The organism is Pseudomonas eucalypticola, from assembly GCF_013374995.1.
GTDB classification, from domain to species: Bacteria; Pseudomonadota; Gammaproteobacteria; order Pseudomonadales; family Pseudomonadaceae; genus Aquipseudomonas; species Aquipseudomonas eucalypticola.
Genome location: NZ_CP056030.1, coordinates 520889 through 542803 on the forward strand (window position 1 = coordinate 520889; position 21915 = coordinate 542803).

Here is a 21915-nt window from a genome sequence, read left to right on the forward strand (position 1 = left end):
CAACCCGGGTTGCCCTCAAAACAACAATGAAAAAGGAACTTCCCCATGGGTGTGAGCAACCCCACGCTGATCACGTTTGTCATCTACATCGCTGCCATGGTGCTGATAGGTCTGGTGGCCTACCGGGCTACCCAAAACTTGTCTGACTACATTCTGGGTGGCAGGCGCCTCGGCAGCCTGGTCACCGCTTTGTCAGCGGGTGCGTCGGACATGAGCGGCTGGCTGCTGATGGGCTTGCCCGGTGCCATCTACCTGTCTGGCCTCTCGGCGAGCTGGATCGCCATTGGCCTGGTGGCGGGGGCCTATCTCAATTGGCTGTTCGTGGCAGGCCGTTTGCGGGTGCACACTGAACAGTGCGGCGACGCGCTGACGTTGCCCGATTACTTCACCAGCCGCTTCGAGGACCGCAGTGGTTCGCTGCGCATTATTTCAGCCGTGGTCATCCTGGTGTTTTTCACTATCTATTGCGCGTCGGGGATCGTCGCCGGAGCCCGCCTGTTCGAAAGCACCTTCGGCATGCCCTACGAAACCGCGCTGTGGGCCGGGGCGGCCGCGACCATCGCCTACACTTTCGTGGGTGGCTTTCTGGCCGTCAGCTGGACCGATACCGTGCAGGCCACGCTGGTGATTTTCGCGCTGATCCTCACGCCCATCGTGGCTCTGTTGGCCACCGGCGGCATCGACACCACCTTCCTGGCCATCGAGGCCAAGGACCCTGCCCACTTCGACATGCTGCGCGGTACTTCCGTGGTCGGCATCGTGTCGCTGCTGGGCTGGGGGCTGGGCTATTTTGGCCAGCCGCATATCCTGGCGCGGTTCATGGCCGCCGATTCGGTGAAATCCATCGCCAAGGCACGGCGCATTTCCATGGCATGGATGATCCTGTGCCTGGGTGGCACCGTGGCGGTAGGTTTTTTCGCCATCGCGTTCTTTGCCGGGCGCCCCGAACTGGCCGGCGCGGTCGAAGCCAACCATGAAAGGGTGTTCATCGAACTGGTGAAAGTGCTATTCAACCCGTGGGTGGTGGGGGTGTTGCTGTCGGCGATCCTGGCGGCGGTGATGAGCACGCTCAGTTGCCAGCTGCTGGTGTGTTCCAGCGCCCTGACGGAAGACCTCTACAAGGCGTTCTTGCGTAACGGTGCCAGCCAGCGTGAATTGGTGTGGGTAGGACGGGCCATGGTGCTGGCGGTAGCGCTGGTGGCGATCGCGCTGGCCGCCGACCCGGAGAACCGCGTGCTGGGGCTGGTCGCCTATGCCTGGGCCGGGTTTGGCGCGGCCTTCGGGCCAGTGGTGCTGCTGTCGGTGGTATGGCGCGGCATGACGCGTGACGGCGCACTCGCCGGCATTGTGGTGGGTGCGCTGACGGTGGTGCTGTGGAAGCACTACAGCCCCATCGAGCTGTACGAAATCATACCGGGCTTCCTCTTCGCCGCCCTTGCCATCTGGCTGGTGAGCTTATGGGGCCGTGCGCCGTCGGCCAGCATGCAGGCGCGTTTCGAGGCCTCGCGCCAGATGTACCAGCAAGACAAGTGATCGGAATGCCGGCCTGCCAACTTGGGTTGTCGGGCCGGCCCGAGGTAAACTCCCCGGCCTTGCAGGAGTTGCCATGAACTATCGTCACGCCTACCACGCCGGCAACCACGCCGACGTTTTCAAACACTTGGTCCTGAGCCGCCTCATCGCCCTGATGTCGCGCAAGGAACAGCCGTTCGCCTATCTGGATACCCATGCGGGCATCGGCCTGTATGACCTGCGCGGTGACCAGGCCAGCCGTACCGGCGAGTTCCTGGAAGGTATCGCCCGCCTGTGGCAGGCCGATGACCTGCCGGCGCTGACCGCCGACTACATGGGCCTGGTGCGCGACATGAATCCCGATGGCGAGTTGCGCTACTACCCCGGCTCGCCGGAAGTGGCGCGCCGCCTGACGCGGGCCCAGGACCGCGTGCAGCTCAACGAAAAACACCCTCAGGATGGCCTGCTGCTCAAGGACAACATGAAGGGTGACCGCCGCGTGGCAGTCCACCTGGGTGAAGGCTGGCATGTGCCGCGGGCTCTGCTGCCGGTGCCGGAAAAACGCGCCATCATGCTGATAGACCCGCCGTTCGAGCAGCTGGACGAGATGCAGCGCTGCGCCAAGGCGCTGAAGGAAGCGGTGGGGCGCATGCGCCAGACCGTGGCGGCCATCTGGTACCCGGTGAAGGACCAGCGCGCCCTCAAGCGCTTCTACCAGGACCTGGCCGGCAGCGGCGCGCCGAAGCTGCTGCGCGTGGAACTGCTGGTGCACCCGGTGGACACCCCCAACAGCCTGAACGGCTCGGGCCTGGCGATTGCCAACCCACCGTGGGGGCTTGAGGAAGAATTGCTGGAGCTGTTGCCGTGGTTGGCCGAGAAGCTGGGCCAGAGCAAGGGCAGCTGGCAGATGGATTGGCTGATCGCCGAATGACAGCGGCCTTGCCGCCAGCGGCAAGCTGCAAGCGTTGGGGCCGCTCACAGCGTGTAGCTTTCAGCCGCTGCTCAGCAGGTCCTCAGCGGTTCAGCCATGGCGGCATGCATACGCCGGTGCCGCCCAGGCCGCAGTAACCCTCGGGGTTCTTGGCCAGGTATTGCTGGTGGTACGCCTCGGCATAGTAGAAAGCCGGCGCTTCGGCGATCTCGGTGGTGATTTCGCCTTCACCGGCCTTGGCCAGCTCGGCCTGGTAGGCTGCTTTGCTCGCTTCGGCAGCCGCCAGTTGCGCCGGCGTGGTGGCGAAGATGACCGAACGGTACTGCGTGCCGATGTCCCCGCCCTGGCGCATGCCCTGGGTCGGGTTGTGGGACTCCCAGAACGGCTTGAGCAGCGCGTCATAGCTGGTTTCTTTAGGGTCGAATACCACCAGCACCACTTCGCTGTGGCCGGTCAGGCCCGAACAGGTCTCTTCGTAGGTAGGGTTGGGCGTCATGCCGCCCGCGTAGCCCACGGCGGTGGTGTACACGCCGGGCTGTTGCCACAGCAGGCGCTCGGCGCCCCAGAAGCAGCCCATGCCCAGAATCGCCACTTCCAGCCCATCGGGGAACGGCCCGGTCAGCGGTCGGCCATTGACGAAGTGCTCGGTTGGCACGCTCATCGGTGTGTCACGGCCAGGCAGTGCCTGGGCCGCGGTAGGCAAGACGTTTTTGTTCACAAGAATCTCCGAACGCAGAACCATGTCCCATTTCCCCTGCAGCAGGTGTGGATAACCTGGGTTGTCAGCAAATTGATAGGCCGACAGTTTGCCCGAGACCGGCGCTGCTGTCAGTCCATTGGCCCGCGTGGGTAGCGTTTCAGGCGCCGCAGCAACTCATGGCTGGGGATGGGGCGGTCGAACAGGTAGCCCTGGCCCACGTCGCAGCGGTGCCGGCGCAGGAAGCTCAACTGCTCTGCGGTCTCGATACCTTCTGCCACGACCTTCAGCTTGAGGTTGTGGGCCATGGCGATGACCGCCGAGGTGATCTCCATATCGTCCTGGTTATCGGGGATTTCATGAATGAAGCTGCGATCGATCTTGATGATGTCAATCGGAAATTTCTTCAGGTAGCTGAGCGACGAGTACCCCGTGCCGAAGTCATCCATCGCCAGGGTCAGGCCCAGTTGCTTGAGCTGGTCCAGTTGCTGGTGGGTATCGTCGGTGGCTTCCAGCAGCAGGCCTTCGGTGAGTTCCAGTTCCAGCAGCGCCGGGTCGAGCGCTTCTTCCTTGAGGATGTTGGCAATGGACGACACCAGGTCGGGGTCGGAAAACTGCTTGGGCGACAGGTTGATTGCCACTTGCAGTGGGCCGAGGCCGCCGGCCATCAGGCTTTTGGTCATGCGGCACGCCTGCCGGGCGATCCATTTGCCGATGGGAATGATCAGCCCGGTTTCCTCGGCCACGCTGATGAACTGGTCGGGGCGGATCATGCCTTTTTCCGGATGGTTCCAGCGCAGCAGCGCTTCCATGCCCAGCAGGCGCCCGCTGCGCAGGCACAGCTTGGGCTGATAGAACACCTCCAGCTCGTTCTGGGTCAGGGCGCGGCGCAGGTTGTTTTCCACGAACAGTTTGTAGCTGGCCTCGGCGTTCAAGGCTTCGGTGAATACCTGCACCTGGTGCTTGCCGTTGGCCTTGGCCTTGTGCAGGGCCAGCCCTGCGTTTTTCATCAGCGTTTGTGGGTCGCGGCCATGCAGCGGCGCGCAGGCCAGGCCCACGGAGCCGGTGACATTGATCAACTGGTTGTCGACGAACATCGGCTTGTCCAGTGTCTTGAGCACCTGCACGGCGGTCTGGTAGCCGCTTTCAAGGTCAGTGTCATCCAGCAGCACGGCGAATTCATTGCTGGCGAAACGCGCCAGGCTGCCGCTGGGGCTCAAGCTGTTGCGCAGGCGTCGGGCCAGGCTGATGAGCAGCTTGTCACCGGTCTGGTGACCGAGGCTGTCGTTGATGCGCTTGAAATTGTCGATGTCCACCAACAGCAGGCTGATAGGGCTGGCACTGTCGCGCGCAAAGCGTTCGTCCAGGTTGCGAATGAACGCCGGCCGGTTGCCCAGGCTGGTGAGGTTGTCGGTGTAAGCCAGGCGTTCGATACGCTGTTGGGCCAGCTTGCTCTGAGTAATGTCTTCGTAGATGCCGATGTAGTGGGTGAGCTCGCGGTTGTCACCGTACACCTTGGAAATCGACAGCTGCCCCCAGTAGGGCTCCAGGTTCTTGCGCCGGCTCTTGAACTCGCCCTGCCAGCTGTTGCTATTGGCCAGGCTCGACGGGGCGTCGAAGAGTATTTCGCTGAGGTTTTCCAGTGCCGGTAATTGAGACAGGCGCTGGCCGTGGACTTCCTGGGTGCTGTACTGGGTGATGGCAGTGAAGCTGGGGTTCACGTACTCCACCACGCCGTCGCAATTGACTAGCAGGAAGGCGTTGGCGCTCTGTTCCACGGCGCGCTGGAACAGGTGCAGGGCACTGGTGGCGGCGCGGCGGTTCTGGTTGTTGATGACCTGGGCGAACTGGTCGGCAAGTTCGCCGGCGAAGGCGATCTCGTCGGACTGCCAGGGCCGGGTGTCGCCAGTCTGTTCAAGGCACAGCACGCCGACCACCTGGCCGTCGATGCGGATGCTGGCGTCGAGGATGGCATTGATGCCGCGCGCGCGCAGGCTCGCGGCCATCTCGTGGGTGCGCGGGTCGAAAGCGGTGTCGTTGACGTCCACGGCGCGGCTGGTCTGCAGCGCTTCCAGGTAGTCGGGATAGCCGCTGATGTCGATCGCATCCGGCTGTCGGTATTCGCCTTTAACCGCGTCGTAGGCGGCAATGGACTCCAGGCGCTGTTCCACCAGGTTCCACAGGCTGGCGCTGCCGATGTCATAGATTTCGCAGGCGCTGCGGGTAATCAGTTGCGCCGCTTCCAGCAGGGGCTCGTTGGTACTGTAGCGTTGGCGGGCCAGGCGTAGGATAAGGTTTTGCTGAGCGCGCACGCGCTCCAGATGCAGAAGTTGTTCCTGCTGTGCATGCTGGTTCAGTTCCAGGGCTGCCTGCAGGTGGCTGTGGCGGGTGGCAAGGTCGCCACCGGCGAGCAGCGCGTCACCGCTCAACTCTTCCAGTACCAGCAAGTAGCCGCGCAGCAACTGGCGGTTGTGCTGCTTATAAGGCTCGCCCACTTCCAGCAGGGCCAGAGGGCCGCTGACGGTGTGCAGCGTGTAACGTACCAGGTAGTGGGATTTGCTCGCCAGTTGAAGCTGAATCGCATCATGCAGTTGATAGCGGGCTTCAGGTTCCATGAGGCTGGCGTACGGCGAGCCGACCAGCGCGCACAGGTCGGCGGCGGGCAGGCCGAATTGGCGCTCGCAGTGGGGGTCCAGGAACAGAAGCGCCCAATTGGCTTCGTTCAGCCGTTCGAAACGCAGCATACCGAGGCGCGATGGCACCGGTAGTTGCGTCACTACCTCGACCGCCATACGGCTGGCGGCATCGGGTTGGCTTTTCATGGAGAACTCGCTTCAAGAGTGCGGGTCGCGCGCGGTGGGTAGGACCCCCCAGTTACCGGGCGCATATGGCAAGGTTGCATCATGGCGCTCAGGCTGACAAGCAATACAGTGGCTCTGTGCCTGTATCCATATCGGCAGGGCGAGGGAATACTTCAGTCGGGGGCGAAAAAGGGCTTTTTCGGTGGGATTGTTGACGCCAGTGACCGGGTGGTTCCGAAAAGGGCTGGCCTTGTCCGCCTTTGGCCGGGTGGTGCTTCTGGTTGGAAAACAACCAAAAAAAGGTTCTTCACGGAATCCCGGGAAATGGTGGTGCCACCACAGATCTGCAGTGAGCAAACAGAGCGGACCAGGTGATGCCGAAGAATAACTGGCCCGAAACAGATGTGGGACCGGGCTTGCCCGGGAAGCGCCGTGCGGACGGCGCTCGATCTCAACAGCGACACTACAATATCGCCTAGCGCCTGGTAGCCTTGGTGCAATCCCCAGCCAGGAGCTCCGATGAACATCCTATCGCCCCGGCTTGCAATCGCATCAAGGCCACCGGATGCATGTCTTGGGTTTTCCTGCGCCCATGAAACCGAGCGCCGTCCGCACGGCGCTTCCCGGGCAAGCCCGGTCCCACATCTGTTTCGGGCCAGTTATGCCTGTGAGATCACCTGGTCCGCCTTGTTTGTTCACTACAGATCTTTGAAGGCACCACCAACTTCCCCAGGATTCCGTGAAGAACCAAAAAAAAGCCCCGCCATGGGCGGGGTTGAGGTACGAGCGTGGCAGCTCGATAAAAACGGCTGCCTCCCCGCAAGGGAGGCAGCGAACAGCGGTTTACAGCAGCATGGTGCGGATGTCGGCCAGCAGGTCGCCCAGGCGCTTGGTGAAGCGCGCGGCTGCGGCGCCGTTGATCACGCGGTGATCGTAGGACAGCGACAGGGGCAGCATCAGCTTGGGCTGGAAGGCTTTGCCATCCCAGACAGGCTGGATGGTGGCCTTGGAGACACCCAGGATCGCCACTTCCGGCGCGTTGACGATCGGCGTGAAGCCGGTGCCGCCAATGTGGCCGAGGCTGGAGATGGTGAAGCACGCACCCTGCATGTCGTCTGCCGAGAGCTTCTTGGTCCGGGCTTTCTCAGCCAGGGCCGCGGCTTCGGCAGCCAGTTGCAGCAGGCTCTTCTGGTCGACGTTCTTGATGACCGGTACCAGTAGGCCGTCAGGGGTGTCTACCGCGAAGCCGATGTTGACGTACTTCTTGCGGATGATCGCCTTGCCGCTAGGGGCCAGGGACGCATTGAAGTCCGGCAGCTCCTTGAGCAGGTGGGCGCTGGCCTTGAGCAGCAGCGGCAGCACGGTCAGCTTGACACCCGCTTTCTCGGCCACGGCTTTCTGCGCGACGCGGAAAGCTTCCAGCTCGGTGATGTCAGCCTGGTCGAACTGGGTCACGTGTGGCACGTTCAGCCAGCTGCGGTGCAGGTTGGTGGCGCCAGCCTGCATCAGGCGGGTCATCGGCACTTCTTCGATTTCACCGAAGCGGCTGAAGTCCACGACCGGAATCGGCGGGATACCAGCGCCGCCGGTCGCACCGGCTGCGGCAGCAGGTGCTTCCTTCGCCTTGGTCATGACCGACTTGACGTAAGCCTGCACGTCTTCTTTCAGGATGCGGCCGTGCGGGCCGGAAGCGCTGACGGCGCTCAGTTCGACGCCGAACTCGCGGGCCAATTGGCGAACAGCCGGGCCTGCGTGAACCTTGGCGCCGGAAGCGGCAGCCGGGGCGGCGGCGACAGGGGCCGGCGCGGCTTCAGGCTTGGCAGCTGGGGCCGGTGCGGCAGCGGCAGGCGCGGCGGCCGGGGCTTGAGCCGGGGCGGCAGCAGGTGCTGCGCCAGCGACTTTCAGCTTGAGGATCAGGTCACCGGTGCCCACTTCGTCGTCCAGCTTGACGCTGATGCTCTCGACCACGCCAGCGGCCGGAGACGGAATCTCCATGCTGGCCTTGTCCGACTCCAGGGTGATCAGCGATTGATCGACTTCGACGGTGTCGCCGACCTTGACCGACAGCTCGATGATCTTGGCCTTGCCCGACGAACCGATGTCCGGCACGTGGATGTCCTGCACACTGGGCGCGGCAGGTGCGGCGGCGGGGGCCGGAGCAGCGGCAGGTGCCGGCGCGGCAGCAGCAGGCGCAGCAGCCTGGGCCGGTGCCGCAGCCGGGGCGGCGCCCGCGACTTTCAGCACAAGGATCAGATCGCCAGTACCCACTTCATCGTTCAGCTTGACGCTGATGCTCTCGACCACGCCCGCGGCAGGAGACGGAATCTCCATGCTGGCCTTGTCCGACTCCAGGGTGATCAGCGATTGATCCACTTCGACGGTGTCGCCGACCTTGACCGACAGCTCGATGATCTGGGCCTTGCCCGACGAACCGATGTCAGGAACGTTGACGTTCTGGCTAGCGGCAGCAGCAGGCGCAGCGGCCGGGGCTGCGGCCGGGGCAGCCGCAGGCTTCTCTTCGGCCTTCGGTGCGGCGGCGGCCGGCGCGGCAGCCGCGGGCGCAGCGGCTGCGCCCTCGACTTCCAGCTCCAGCACTTCGTCGCCTTCTTTCAGGCGGTCGCCCAGCTTGACCTTGATGGCCTTGACCACGCCAGCCTTGGGAGCCGGGATTTCCATGCTCGCCTTGTCCGACTCCAGGGTCAGCAGGCTCTGGTCGGCTTCGATGCGGTCGCCGACCTTGACCAGCAGTTCGATTACTTCACCTTCACCGCTGCCGATGTCAGGTACGCGAATGAGTTCGCTCACAAAAATTCTCCTCAGCAGTCCAGTGGGTTGCGTTTGTCGGGGTCGATACCGAACTTGGCAATGGCTTCGGCCACTACTTTAGGTTCGATGTCGCCACGATCAGCCAAGGCTTCCAGGGCAGCCAGCACGACGAAGTGGCGGTCTACTTCGAAGAAGTGACGCAGCTTCTTGCGGCTGTCGCTGCGACCGAAGCCATCGGTACCCAGGACCTTGAATTCCTTGGAAGGAACCCACTGACGGATCTGCTCGGCGAACAACTTCATGTAGTCGGTAGAGGCGATGACCGGGCCTTTGCGGCCAGTCAGGCACTCTTCAACGTAAGTGGCGCGTGGCTTCTGGCCTGGGTGCAGGCGGTTGAAGCGCTCGGCGGCCAGGCCGTCGCGACGCAGTTCGTTGAAGCTGGTGACGCTCCACACATCGGCGCCGACGTTGAACTGCTCGCGCAGGATCTTCGCCGCTTCGCGGACTTCGCGCAGGATGGTGCCCGAACCCAGCAGTTGCACGTGGTGGGCCGCTTCCTTCTTGTCTTCCTCGAGCAGGTACATGCCCTTGACGATGCCTTCTTCGACACCGGCCGGCATGGCAGGCTGCTGGTAGGCTTCGTTCATGACGGTGATGTAGTAGAAGACGTCTTCCTGGTCTTCGGTCATCTTCTTCATGCCGTCCTGGATGATCACCGCCAGCTCGTAGCCGTAGGTCGGATCATAGGTGCGGCAGTTCGGAATGGTGCCGGCCAGCATGTGGCTGTGACCGTCTTCGTGCTGCAGGCCTTCACCGTTCAGGGTGGTGCGCCCGGCGGTACCGCCGATCAGGAAGCCACGGGTGCGGCTGTCGCCAGCGGCCCACGCCAGGTCGCCAATACGCTGGAAGCCGAACATCGAGTAGAAGATGTAGAACGGCAGCATTGGCTGGTTGTGGCTGGAGTACGAGGTACCGGCAGCGATGAACGAGCTCATGGCGCCTGCTTCGTTGATACCTTCTTCCAGGATCTGGCCTTTCTTGTCCTCGCGGTAGAACATTACCTGGTCTTTATCGACTGGCTCGTAGAGCTGGCCGACGGACGAGTAGATGCCCAGCTGGCGGAACATGCCTTCCATACCGAAGGTACGAGCTTCGTCCGGAATGATCGGAACGATGCGGTGGCCGATTTCCTTGTCCTTGACCAGTTGCGACAGGATACGCACGAAGGCCATGGTGGTGGAGATTTCGCGGTCGCCGCTGCCGTCCAGGATAGCCTTGAGGGTATCGAGTGGCGGGGTCGGAATGCTGAAGCTCTTGGCCCGGCGCTGTGGCACGAAACCGCCCAGGGCCGCACGACGCTCGCTCAGGTAGCGGGCTTCGGCACTGTTTGGCTCAGGCTTGAAGAACGGCAGGTTCTCCAGGTCTTCGTCCTTCACCGGAATGTCGAAACGGTCGCGGAACAGGCGCAGGCTGTCGACGTCGACCTTCTTGGTGTTGTGCGCGGTGTTCTTGGCTTCGCCGGCACCGGTACCGTAACCCTTGATGGTCTTGGCCAGGATGACGGTTGGCTGGTTCTTGTGGTTGACCGCCTGGTGGTACGCCGCGTAGACCTTGTACGGGTCGTGGCCGCCACGGTTGAGCTTCCAGATCTCGTCGTCGGACAGGTCGGCGACCATGGCCTTGAGTTCCGGGGTGTTGAAGAAGTGCTCACGGACGAACGCGCCGTCCTTGGCCTTGTAGTTCTGGTACTCGCCGTCGATGACTTCGTCCATGCGGCGCTGCAGGATGCCGTCGACGTCCTTGGCCAGCAGCGGGTCCCAGAAACGGCCCCAGACGACCTTGTTGACGTTCCAGCCACCGCCACGGAACACGCCTTCCAGTTCCTGGATGATCTTGCCGTTGCCGCGAACCGGGCCGTCGAGGCGCTGCAGGTTGCAGTTGATGACGAAGATCAGGTTGTCCAGCTTCTCGCGGCCAGCCAGGGAAATGGCGCCCAGGGATTCCGGTTCGTCACACTCGCCGTCGCCCATGAAGCACCAGACCTTCTGCTTGCCGGCAGGGATGTAGCCGCGCGCTTCCAGGTACTTCATGAAGCGAGCCTGGTAGATGGCCTGGATAGGGCCCAGGCCCATGGAAACGGTCGGGAACTGCCAGAAGTCAGGCATCAGCCAAGGGTGCGGGTACGACGACAGGCCGTTACCGTCCACTTCCTGGCGGAAGTTGTTCATCTGGTCTTCGCTGATGCGGCCTTCCATGAAGGCGCGGGCGTAGACGCCAGGCGAGGCGTGGCCCTGGAAGTAGATCAGGTCGCCGCCGTGCTCGTCGGTCGGGGCCTGGAAGAAGTAGTTGAAGCCAATGTCATACAAGGTCGCACTGGAAGCGAAGCTGGAGATGTGGCCGCCCAGATCCGAGTCTTTCAGGTTGGTGCGCACCACCATGGCCAAGGCGTTCCAGCGCACCAGCGAGCGAATGCGGCGTTCCATGAACAGGTCGCCAGGCATGCGTGCTTCGTGGGTGACGGGAATGGTATTGCGGTATGGCGTGGTGATTGCGTAGGGGAGTTGCGAACCACTGCGGGTGGCCAACTCGCCCATGCGAGTCATCAGGTAGTGAGCGCGGTCTTCGCCTTCTTTGTCGAGAACCGACTCCAGGGCGTCCAGCCATTCCTGGGTTTCGACGGGATCGAGGTCTTGCATGGCTTGCTCCAGGGCGGAAAGGCTTCCAGAATCGAAGCCTGAGTTTGCGACGGCCTTGTGGGCAGACGATATGAATTCTTGGATTACCGGGAGGTTGTTCCGGCGCCGTGTAGTTTTACTACAAATCGTTTGTCATTTCATGCGTTGACATTGCGACCATCGTAGTAAAACTACAGGCAGAGGGCTTTTGGCCACCTGCCACGTTGTGAGAAAAATCGTTAACGTGGGTTAAAAATAATTCCTATACGGGTTGTGTGCGATGCTTTCTGCCAAGAAATATGGTTTTCTAGCTATTTCTAACTTTTGTATGACAGTCCAACCGGCGCGAATCGTTCGCCCCGGGTCGTGCACCTCCCTTCGCACGCCGATCAAGGATAGACCATGAGCCTGCCAATGCTGGGCCAATTGCCGGCTATCCTGGCACCGCTACCGGCCCGTAACCGCCAGACGTTCGAGGCCGCGGTAGCCACCCTTTCCCGCCAAGACCAACTGGCCACATGGGGCGCCGCCACATGGGAAGCGTTCGACCGCGTGTGCGCTGCCAGCGATTTCGTCATCCAGCAGGCCAGCGCAGCGCCCTCGCTGCTGCTGGACCTGGTGGCCAGCGGTGAGCTGGACCGGCCGTTTGCCGCCGGCGAGCTTCGTGCCCAGATCGCCAGTGCCGTGCAGGCCGCCACCAACGATGATGAGCTGGGCCGCCAGCTGCGTCGGCAGCGCGCGCGACAGCAAGTGCGCATCATCTGGCGCGACCTGACGCGCCAGGCAGATCTGGTGCAAACCTGTCGCGATTTGTCGGACATGGCCGATGCCTCAATAGATGAAGCCTATAAATGGTTGTATAGACGTCATTGCGACCAGTTCGGCACGCCCATGGGGCGGCGCAGTGGCCAGCCCCAGCAGATGGTCATCCTGGGCATGGGCAAGCTGGGGGCCGTGGAACTGAACCTGTCCTCGGACATCGACCTGATCTTCGCCTACCCCGAAGGCGGCGAGACCGAGGGTGTGAAACGCCCGCTGGATAACCAGGAGTTCTTCATCCGCCTGGGCCAGCGACTGATCAAGGCCCTGGACCCGGTCACCGTCGACGGCTTCGTATTCCGTGTCGACATGCGCCTGCGGCCTTATGGTTCATCCGGCGCATTGGTGCTGAGCTTCAATGCCCTGGAGCAGTACTACCAGGACCAGGGCCGGGACTGGGAGCGCTACGCCATGATCAAGGCGCGCGTGGTGGCCGGCGACCAGCAGGCTGGCGCGCAGTTGCTGGATATGCTGCGGCCATTCGTGTACCGGCGTTACCTGGACTTCTCGGCGATCGAAGCGCTGCGCACCATGAAGCAGTTGATCCAGCAGGAGGTGCGGCGCAAGGGCATGGCCGAGAACATCAAGCTGGGGGCAGGTGGCATTCGCGAAGTGGAGTTCATCGCCCAGGCTTTCCAACTGATCCACGGCGGCCGCGACCTGAGCCTGCAGCAACGGCCGCTGCTCAAGGTGCTGGCCACCCTGGAAGGCCAGGGCTACCTGCCACCCGCGGTGGTAGCTGAATTGCGCGAAGGCTACGAGTTTCTCCGTTATACCGAACATGCGATCCAGGCGATCGCCGACCGCCAGACCCAGATGCTGCCGGACGGTGAACTGGATCAGGCGCGCATCGCCTACATGCTCGGCTTCCCGGACTGGGCCGCTTTCCATGAACGCTTGATGCATTGGCGCGGCCGCGTGGACTGGCACTTCCGCCAGGTCATCGCCGACCCTGACGAGGAAGAAGGCGAGGAGGGCGAGGTGGTGGTCGGCGGTGAATGGCTGCCGCTGTGGGAAGACGTGCAAGACGAAGAAGCCGCCTGTCGACAGCTGCAGGATGCTGGTTTCAGCGATGCCGCCAAGGCTTTGCGCCAGTTGGCAGCCCTGCGCGCCAGCCCGCAGTTGCGTGCCATGCAGCGCCTGGGGCGCGAGCGGCTGGACGCCTTCATCCCGCGCCTGCTGGCCCAGGCGGTGGAGCATGACAACCCCGACCTGGTGCTGGAGCGGGTACTGCCATTGGTGGAAGCCGTGGCTCGCCGCTCCGCGTACCTGGTGCTGCTGACCGAAAACCCCGGAGCCCTGCGCCGGCTGTTGACCTTGTGCGCCGCCAGCCCGTGGATCGCCGAGCAGATCGCCCGTTACCCCCTGTTGCTGGACGAGCTGCTCAACGAAGGGCGCCTGTTCAACCCGCCCCTGGCCCCGGAGCTGGTGGCGGAGCTGCGCGAGCGCCTGACCCGTATCCCCGAGGACGACCTGGAACAGCAGATGGAGGCGCTGCGCCATTTCAAGCTGGCCCACAGCCTGCGCGTAGCGGCCTCGGAAATCGTCGGCAGCCTGCCGCTGATGAAAGTCAGCGACTACCTCACCTGGCTGGCCGAAGCCATTCTTGAAGAAGTCTTCATGTTGGCCTGGCGCCAGACCGTGGCGCGCCATGGCTTGCCCCAGCGCGCTGATGGCAGCCCCTGCGATCCGGGCTTCATTATCGTGGGCTACGGCAAGGTTGGCGGTATAGAACTGGGCCACGGGTCCGACCTGGACCTGGTGTTCATCCATGATGGCGACCCCGGCGCGGAGACCGATGGGGCCAAGCCCATCGACGGCGCGCAGTTCTTCACCCGCCTGGGCCAGCGCATCATTCACCTGCTGACCACCCAGACCAACTCCGGCCAGTTGTACGAAGTGGACATGCGCTTGCGGCCTTCGGGCGCGGCGGGGCTGCTGGTCAGTTCGCTCAATGCCTTTGGCCGCTACCAGGAAACCGAAGCCTGGACCTGGGAACACCAGGCCCTGGTGCGGGCCCGGGTGCTGGTGGGCTGCAAAGCGTTGGGCCGGGCTTTCGAGGGGGTACGCGCCCAGGTGCTGGGCCGTGAGCGCGATCTGGACACCCTGCGCGCCGAGGTCAGCGACATGCGCGCCAAGATGCGTGACAACCTGGGGACCAAGGCCACGGCGGCAGGCACGGGGCCCAATGCCTTCGACGCGGGGGCGCCGTTCGATATCAAGCAGGACGCCGGTGGTATCGTCGATATTGAATTTATGGTGCAATACGCGGCCCTGGCGTGGTCCAGGGATTATCCGGGGTTACTGGAATACACCGATAATATTCGCATTCTGGAACGGCTCGAACAGGCCGGGCTGCTGCCCGCCAACGATGCGAGCCTGTTGCGCGAGGCCTACAAGGCCTACCGCTCGGCCGCTCACCGCCAGGCCCTGCAAAAGCAGGCCGGGGTGATCGCCGGTGATCAGTTTGTCGCCCAGCGCAGGGAAGTGCTGCGTATTTGGGCCTGGTTGGGCTTGAGCTGATGGAGCTGGGCTGATAGCGGGCGGGAGGCCCGACAGCCGGACAAGGAGCGCGGACGGTCAAACCGCGCTTCACCAAAAGACAAGACGGGGAGGCCAGGCTGTACACCAACGGCCTGCTGCCTCCTCGGTCGTTTCTGGAAAAAGCATGAGAATTCTGATCATTGGACCCAGTTGGGTTGGCGACATGGTGATGGCGCAGACACTGTTCCAGTGCCTCAAGGTGCGCCACCCCGACTGTGTTATCGATGTCCTGGCCCCCGAATGGAGCCGGCCGATCCTTGAGCGCATGCCAGAAGTGCGCCAGGCCTTGAGTTTTCCGCTCGGCCACGGCGCGCTGGAACTGGCTACCCGGCGCAAGATCGGCAAGTCCCTCAAGGGTCAGTACGATCAGGCGATCCTGCTGCCCAATTCGCTGAAGTCGGCCCTGGTGCCGTTCTTCGCCGACATTCCCACGCGCACCGGTTGGCGCGGCGAGTTCCGTTATGGCCTGCTCAACGACGTTCGGCGCCTGGACAAGGCCCAGTACCCGCTGATGATCGAGCGCTTCATGGCCCTGGCGTTCGAGCCCGGCGCCGTGTTGCCGCAGCCCTACCCGCGGCCGGCGCTGCGTATCGACCCGGCCAGCCGAGAAGCAGCCCTGGCCAAGTTCGGCCTGGCCCTGGACCGCCCGGTGCTGGTGCTGTGCCCGGGTGCCGAGTTCGGTGAGGCGAAGCGCTGGCCGTCGGAGCATTACGCCAAGGTCGCCGAGATGAAAATCCGCGAAGGCTGGCAGGTGTGGCTGTTCGGCTCGAAAAAGGACCACCCCGTGGGTGAGGCCATTCGCGACCGGCTCATTCCCGGCTTGCGCGAGGAGTCGGTGAACCTCAGTGGCGACACCTCGCTGGCCGAGGCCATGGACCTGATGTCCTGCGCCGATGCGGTGGTGTCCAACGACTCTGGCCTGATGCACGTGGCCGCTGCGTTGAACCGGCCGCTGGTGGCCGTGTACGGCTCCACGTCGCCTGGCTTCACGCCCCCATTGGCCGACCAGGTGGAAGTGGTACGCCTGGGCCTGGACTGCAGCCCATGCTTCGAGCGCACCTGCCGCTTCGGCCATTACAACTGCCTGCGCCTGCTGGAACCGCAGCGGGTGTCCGATGCCCTGAACAAGCTTGACGGGCCGGCCACGGTTGAACTGACGGTCGGGGTCGATTAAGTTGCGGGTACTGTTGATCAAGACCTCGTCCCTGGGCGACGTCATTCACGCGCTGCCGGCGCTGACCGATGCTGCCCGGGCCATTCCGGGCATCCGGTTCGACTGGGTGGTGGAAGAAGGCTTCGCCGAGATCCCCACCTGGCATCCGGCTGTGGATAACGTTATCCCCGTGGCCATTCGCCGCTGGCGCAAGAACATCTGGGAAACCATCAAGAGCGGCCAATGGCGGCGCTTCAAGCAGAGCTTGCGCGAGGGCAAGTACGACCTGGTAATCGATGCCCAGGGCCTGCTGAAAAGCGCCTTGCTGACCCGTTACGTGAAGGCACCTGTCGCGGGCCTTGACCGGCAGTCGGCACGCGAGTCGCTGGCCAGCCGCTTCTATGACCGGCGCCTGGCCGTTGGCCGCGGCCAGCATGCGGTCGAGCGGCTGCGCCAGCTGTTTGCCGTGGCCCTGGGTTACGACCTGCCGGCCACCTTGGGCGAATACGGCCTGGACCGTGCCCGGCTGGGCGACGGCAAGGCCAAGGTGCCCTTCGTGGTGTTCCTGCACGGCACGACGTGGGACACCAAGCACTGGCCCGAGCTCTACTGGCGTGAAATGGCCGAACGCCTGGGCCAGGCCGGCATCGAAGTGCGCCTGCCGTGGGGCAACCCGGCCGAGCACGAGCGTGCCCAGCGCATTGCCGCGGGCTTGAAAAACGCCGTGGTACTGCCCAAATTGAACCTGGCAGGGGTGGCCAAGGTATTGGTCGCTGCCAGGGCCTGCGTGGCCGTCGATACCGGACTGGGCCATTTGGCCGCCGCCCTGGACGTACCTACCATTTCCCTGTTCGGCCCCACCAACCCGGGGCTGACCGGTGCCTATGGGCAGGGCCAGGTGCACCTGGCCAGCGACTTTGCCTGCGCACCGTGCCTGTCCAAGACCTGTACCTATCAACCGACGCCGGAAGACCAGCGGCGGTTCGACCTTAAACGCGAGTGGCCCCTGTGCTTCACTCGCCTGAATCCCGAGCGTGTGGCGAGCCGACTAAGCGCATTGTTACTGGCTGAGGATCTTCGTTGATGCAACTGGCGTTTGTTCTATACAAGTATTTCCCGTTTGGCGGGTTGCAGCGCGACTTCATGCGCATTGCCCTGGAGTGCCAGAAGCGCGGGCACCAGATTCGCGTCTACACGCTGATCTGGGAAGGCGAGGTGCCCGCCGGTTTCGAAGTGCTGGTGGGCCCGGTCAAGGCGCTGTCCAACCACCGTCGCAACCTCAAGTTCAGCGCCTGGATGGGCGCTGACCTGGCCAAGCGCCCGGTGGACCGCGTCATCGGTTTCAACAAGCTGCCGGGCCTGGACGTCTACTACGCCGCCGACGGCTGTTACGAAGACAAGGCCCAGACCCTGCGCAACCCCATGTACCGTTTCTGGGGCCGCTACCAGCATTTCGCCGAGTTCGAGCGAGCGGTTTTCGCGCCCGAGGCGAAGACCGAAATCCTGATGATTTCCGAGGTGCAGCAGCCGCTGTTCATCAAGCATTACCATACGCCCATCGAACGCTTTCACTTGCTGCCCCCGGGTATCTCCCAGGACCGCCGCGCGCCGGCCAACGCCGCGCAGGTGCGCGCCGAGTTCCGTGCCGAGTTCAACCTGGCGGACGATGACCTCCTGTTGGTGCAGATTGGCTCGGGTTTCAAGACCAAGGGTGTGGACCGCAGCCTCAAGGCACTGGCGGCGCTGCCGGCGGATTTGAAAAAACGCACGCGGCTTTTCGTCATCGGCCAGGACGAACCCAAGTTCTTCCAACTGCAAGCGGCGGCCCTGGGCCTGGGCGACCAGGTGCAGATCATGAAGGGACGCAGCGATATTCCGCGTTTCCTGCTGGGCGCCGACCTGTTGATTCACCCGGCCTACAACGAGAACACCGGCACCGTGCTGCTCGAAGCCCTGGTGGCGGGCTTGCCCGTGCTGGTTTCGGCCGTGTGCGGCTACGCCCATTACATCGCCGAGGCCGATTGCGGCCTGGTGCTGGACGAACCGTTCGACCAGGGCCAGTTGAACCAGTACCTGTCGCGCATGCTGGCCGACAACGCCGCGCGCGCTGACTGGGGGCGCAATGGCCTGGCTTTCGCCGACACCGCGGACCTGTACAGCATGCCCCAGCACGCCGCCGACCTGATCCTGGCCGGAGCCGCCTCATGAAGTTGATCCTTGCCGAGCCGTTCAAGAGCCTGTGGGCCGGGCGCGACCCCTTCGTGGAAGTGGAAGCGTTGCAAGGCGAGGTGTACCGCGAGCTGGAGGCCCGGCGCACCTTGCGTACCGAGGTTGACGGCCGCGGCTACTTCGTCAAGATCCACCGCGGCATCGGCTGGGGCGAGATCGTCAAGAACCTGGTCACTGCCAAGCTGCCGGTGCTGGGCGCAGGCCAAGAGTGGCAGGCCATCCAGCGCCTGCAGGCAGTGGGCGTGCCGACCATGACGGCGGTGGCCTATGGCGAGCGCAATAGCAACCCGGCCGACCAGCACTCGTTCATCATCACCCAGGAGCTGGCGCCCACCGTCAGCCTCGAAGACTTCAGCATCAACTGGCGCAGCGAGCCGCCGCAGCCTGCGCTCAAGCGCGCGCTGATCGCCGAAGTGGCGCGCATGACCGGCATGATGCACCGTGCCGGGGTGAATCACCGTGACTGCTACATCTGCCACTTTCTGCTGCACACCGACAAACCGGTGACCGCCCAGGACTTCAAGCTCTCGGTCATCGACCTGCACCGCGCCCAGACCCGCCCGGCCATCACCCGCCGCTGGCGCAACAAGGACCTGGCCGCCCTGTATTTCTCGGCCCTGGACATTGGCCTGACCCGCCGCGACAAACTGCGCTTCCTGCGTGGCTACTTTCAGCAACCGCTGCGCCAAGTGCTCAAGGAAGAAACACGCCTGCTGGCCTGGCTGGAAGGCAAGGCGGAAAAGCTCTATGCCCGCAAAGTGCGGTACGGGGATGCGCTCTGATGGCTGGTTGGAACCTTGAACCTGGCTACGCGCACCTGCACGCCGACTTCGGCAGCCTGGACGCGGTGTTCGCGCTGCAGGGCGAGCGCCTGACCCGTGACCCGCTGTCGGAAGTGATACGTGTCAACCGCGACGGTGTGAACTACTACGTCAAGCGCTACACCGGCGCGGGCAAGGGCCTGCGCCGCTACCTGGGGCGCCCGCGGGTGAAGTCCGAGTGGCAGAACCTCAAGCGCTTCGCCAAGTGGGGCATCCCCACCGCCGAAATCGCTGCCTGGGGCCTGGAGCGCAAAGGCGCGGCGTTCCACCGGGGCGCACTCATCACGCGCGAACTGCCCAACACCGAAGACCTGTCGGCCCTTGCCGAGCGCCATGACGCGCGCCTGAAAGACCGAACCTGGGTAGACAACATCAGCCAGCAACTGGCCCGGGCCACCCGCGCCATGCATGACGAACACTTCACTCACAACGACCTGAAGTGGCGCAACCTGCTGGTGGACGACCAGAACACCCTGTTCTTCATCGACTGCCCCAACGGCGCGTTCTGGGTCAGCTTCTGGCTGCGCTACCGCATCACCAAGGACCTGGCCTGCCTGGACAAGGTGGCCAAGTACCAGTTGTCCAACACCCAGCGGCTGCGCTTCTACCTGCAATACCGCCGGCGTCAGCGCCTCAATGCGTCGGACAAGCGCCGTATTCGCCACATCATCACGTTTTTCGAGGGCCGCGAATGAGCGACTTCATCGCCGATGCCGAGCAGGGTTTGCTGCAGCGTCATGGCCTGGACAGTTTCGAGGCTCTGTGGACCCTGCAGCTGGACCCGGTGGACGAGCCCAACACGGCCCGTGGTGGCTACAGCCAGGTATTCCGCCTGGAGCTGGAAGGCAAGGGCTACTACCTCAAGCGGCAGCGCGGTTACCTGACCCGCACCTTGCACCACCCGCTGGGCGAGCCGACGTTTTCCCGCGAGTTTCGCAATATCCGCCGCTATCAGCAGTTGGCGATTCCCGCGTTGCAGGCAGCCTACTACGGCCAGCGCAAGCTGGAAGGCGACCTGTGCGCCATCCTCATGACCCGCGCACTGGACGGCTGGACCGACCTGGACGCCTTGCTGGCCGAATGGGGCGCCTCCACCGCGTCGCGCCGCCAGGCTATCCTGACGGCGTGCGGTACCCTGGCGCGCACGCTGCACGGCGCAGGCCAGGTGCATGGCTGTTTCTACCCCAAGCATATTTTCCTGCGCCAGGGTGCCCACGGTTACCAGGCGCAGTTGATCGACCTGGAAAAAACCCGCCCGGCGCTGTTCGGCCGTCGCGACCGGGTGCGTGACCTCGAGCCCCTGCTGCGGCGTGCGCCCATGTGGGGTGAGGGTGATATTCGTACGTTCCTGGCCGCTTACCTGAATCAGGACGCCACCAGCCCGCTGGTGCAGGACTGGCTGCAACGCCTGACCCGCCGCCGCAGCCACAAGGAGGGCCGCTGATGCGCCTGGCCGAACTCAAGGATGCCGGGCGTACCCCGGCGTTGCCCCTCACTGTCACCCTGGCCGATGCCGCGGGCAGCGCCGAGCTGCAACTGCTCAGCCTGCTGCGGGTGTTGCCGGGCCAGCGCTACGTGGGCGCCGGGGTGTGGCGGGGGCGCACGGTCCTGGCCAAGTTGCTGGTGGGGCCCAAGGCGGCGCGACATTTTCAGCGCGAGCGCGACGGCGTCAAGCGCCTGGCCGAACAGAGCCTGACCACCCCGCAGTTGCTGGTCGAGGGCCTTCAGGAAGGCGAGGGCGGCTGGCTGCTGTTCGAATACCTGGAAGGCGCCCAGAGCCTGGCCCAGGCCTGGGCGGCTGTGGAGCAGTTACCGGTGTTGGCCGACGAGCAGACCGCGGTGCTAGGCGAGGCCCTGGCCGCCGTGGCCGGCATGCACGCCAAGGGCGTATGGCAGGAAGACCTGCACCTGGACAACCTGCTGCGTCACAACGGCCAGCTTTACCTGATCGACGGTGCCGGCGTCTGCGTGGAAGAGGCCGGCAAACCGCTGTCTCGTCAGCGGGTGCTGCAAAACCTGGGCGTGTTCTTTGCCCAGTTGCCCAAGACCTTCGAGCCCTTTACCGAAGAACTGCTGGTGTACTACCTGCTGGCCAACGGCGAGCATGCGCTGCCGCTTGAGGCACTGCAGAAACAGGTGGACAAGGTACGCGCCTGGCGTCTCAAGGACTACCTGGGCAAGGTCGGCCGGGAGTGCAGCCTGTTCGCTGTCAGAAACGGGGCCTTCATGTTGCGCGCCATTCGTCGAGAGGAAGAAGCGGCCATGCTGCCTGTGCTGGACCAGGCCGATGCGCTGCTCGACCAGGGCCACCTATACAAGACCGGTGGTGCCGCCAGTGTTGGCCAGGTGACCGTGCACGGCCGCTCGTTGGTGATCAAGCGCTATAACATCAAGAGCGTGGCGCACTGGTTCAAGCGCTTCTGGCGGCCTAGCCGTGCCTGGCATTCCTGGGTGCAGGGCAACCGCCTGATGTTTCTGGGCATCGCCACACCCACACCGTTGGCCGTCTTGGAGGAGCGCTTCCTGTGGCTGCGCCGCAGCGCCTACCTGGTCACCGACCACCTGCCGGGCCCGGACCTGATCGAGCGCTTTGCGCCCTACATCGAAACGGCCGAAGTGCCCGAACCGGAACTGTTGGCGCTGGACCAGTTGTTCGCCGACCTGACCCGCGAACGCATCAGCCACGGCGACCTCAAGGGTCACAACCTGTTCTGGGACAACGGCCGCTGGTCGCTGATCGACCTCGACGCCCTGTGCCAGCATGGCAGTGATGCCAGCTTCGCTCCGGCCTACGCCCGCGACCGCGCGCGTTTCCTGCGCAATTGGCCGGCTGACAGTGCCTTGCATCGCCTGCTGGACCAACGCCTCCCCACACGCCCTGCCGCTCTCGTGTAGCGGCCGTGGCTGCCGCGCCATTGAAGGCATCGGCTTCTGGATTGCCACGGCCTTGGGCAGGGTACGTATGCG

14 protein-coding genes are annotated in these 21915 nt (G+C 63.9%); 10 read left to right on the forward strand and 4 right to left on the reverse strand.

Annotated features, from left to right (window positions below; translation table 11 throughout):
* Positions 1–45: 45 nt before the first annotated feature.
* Together putP and HWQ56_RS02445 are read left to right on the forward strand one after the other, a co-directional pair.
* Positions 46–1533, forward strand: a complete 1488-nt coding sequence (gene putP / locus HWQ56_RS02440; protein ID WP_158158380.1) for a sodium/proline symporter PutP — start codon at positions 46–48, stop codon at positions 1531–1533.
* 73 nt (positions 1534–1606) lie between these two features.
* Positions 1607–2443 carry a 23S rRNA (adenine(2030)-N(6))-methyltransferase RlmJ gene (locus HWQ56_RS02445; RefSeq protein ID WP_158158379.1) on the forward strand — a complete coding sequence of 279 codons (837 nt, stop codon included), beginning with the start codon at positions 1607–1609 and terminating at the stop codon, positions 2441–2443.
* 82 nt (positions 2444–2525) lie between these two features.
* Here HWQ56_RS02445 and msrA read toward each other — a convergent pair whose 3' ends face one another.
* The 4 genes from msrA to aceE all read right to left on the reverse strand — a co-directional run bounded on the left by msrA (position 2526) and on the right by aceE (position 11403).
* On the reverse strand, positions 2526–3185 hold the full coding sequence (gene msrA, locus HWQ56_RS02450; RefSeq protein ID WP_158158378.1) for a peptide-methionine (S)-S-oxide reductase MsrA: 660 nt from the start codon (positions 3183–3185) through the stop codon (positions 2526–2528).
* A gap of 86 nt (positions 3186–3271) precedes the next feature.
* Positions 3272–5962: a putative bifunctional diguanylate cyclase/phosphodiesterase gene (locus HWQ56_RS02455; RefSeq protein ID WP_176569700.1), complete on the reverse strand. Its 2691-nt coding sequence runs from the start codon at positions 5960–5962 to the stop codon at positions 3272–3274.
* An 822-nt stretch (positions 5963–6784) separates the two neighbouring features.
* Positions 6785–8746, reverse strand: coding sequence for a dihydrolipoyllysine-residue acetyltransferase (gene aceF, locus HWQ56_RS02460; protein WP_176569701.1), 1962 nt, complete (start codon positions 8744–8746; stop codon positions 6785–6787).
* An 11-nt stretch (positions 8747–8757) separates the two neighbouring features.
* The gene (aceE, locus tag HWQ56_RS02465) at positions 8758–11403 is read right to left on the reverse strand and encodes a pyruvate dehydrogenase (acetyl-transferring), homodimeric type (protein WP_176569702.1); all 2646 of its coding nucleotides are present in this window, start codon (positions 11401–11403) and stop codon (positions 8758–8760) included.
* 381 nt (positions 11404–11784) lie between these two features.
* Here aceE and glnE point away from each other — a divergent pair, with 381 nt between their 5' ends.
* From glnE to HWQ56_RS02505, 8 genes are all read left to right on the forward strand, one after another.
* Positions 11785–14724 carry a bifunctional [glutamate--ammonia ligase]-adenylyl-L-tyrosine phosphorylase/[glutamate--ammonia-ligase] adenylyltransferase gene (glnE, locus tag HWQ56_RS02470; protein ID WP_176569703.1) on the forward strand — a complete coding sequence of 980 codons (2940 nt, stop codon included), beginning with the start codon at positions 11785–11787 and terminating at the stop codon, positions 14722–14724.
* A gap of 145 nt (positions 14725–14869) precedes the next feature.
* Complete coding sequence (waaF, locus tag HWQ56_RS02475) at positions 14870–15919, forward strand: lipopolysaccharide heptosyltransferase II (RefSeq protein ID WP_176569704.1); 1050 nt, start codon at positions 14870–14872, stop codon at positions 15917–15919.
* 1 nt (position 15920) lies between these two features.
* Positions 15921–16982 carry a lipopolysaccharide heptosyltransferase I gene (waaC, locus tag HWQ56_RS02480; protein ID WP_176569705.1) on the forward strand — a complete coding sequence of 354 codons (1062 nt, stop codon included), beginning with the start codon at positions 15921–15923 and terminating at the stop codon, positions 16980–16982.
* On the forward strand, positions 16982–18106 hold the full coding sequence (locus tag HWQ56_RS02485) for a glycosyltransferase family 4 protein (RefSeq protein WP_158158562.1): 1125 nt from the start codon (positions 16982–16984) through the stop codon (positions 18104–18106). Before waaC ends, HWQ56_RS02485 begins: the two co-directional genes overlap by 1 nt.
* Positions 18103–18909 (forward strand): lipopolysaccharide core heptose(I) kinase RfaP, encoded by an 807-nt coding sequence (gene rfaP / locus HWQ56_RS02490; RefSeq protein ID WP_176569706.1) that lies wholly within the window; start codon positions 18103–18105, stop codon positions 18907–18909. The genes HWQ56_RS02485 and rfaP overlap by 4 nt, the downstream gene beginning before the upstream one ends.
* A complete protein-coding gene (locus HWQ56_RS02495) occupies positions 18909–19643 on the forward strand; it encodes a lipopolysaccharide kinase InaA family protein (protein WP_158158560.1) in 735 nt (244 codons plus the stop codon). Before rfaP ends, HWQ56_RS02495 begins: the two co-directional genes overlap by 1 nt.
* Positions 19640–20392: a lipopolysaccharide kinase InaA family protein gene (locus HWQ56_RS02500; RefSeq protein WP_158158559.1), complete on the forward strand. Its 753-nt coding sequence runs from the start codon at positions 19640–19642 to the stop codon at positions 20390–20392. The genes HWQ56_RS02495 and HWQ56_RS02500 overlap by 4 nt, the downstream gene beginning before the upstream one ends.
* Entirely contained in the window at positions 20392–21843 is a 1452-nt protein-coding gene (locus tag HWQ56_RS02505; RefSeq protein WP_176569707.1) for a lipopolysaccharide kinase InaA family protein, read from the forward strand. The genes HWQ56_RS02500 and HWQ56_RS02505 overlap by 1 nt, the downstream gene beginning before the upstream one ends.
* Positions 21844–21915: the final 72 nt, after the last annotated feature.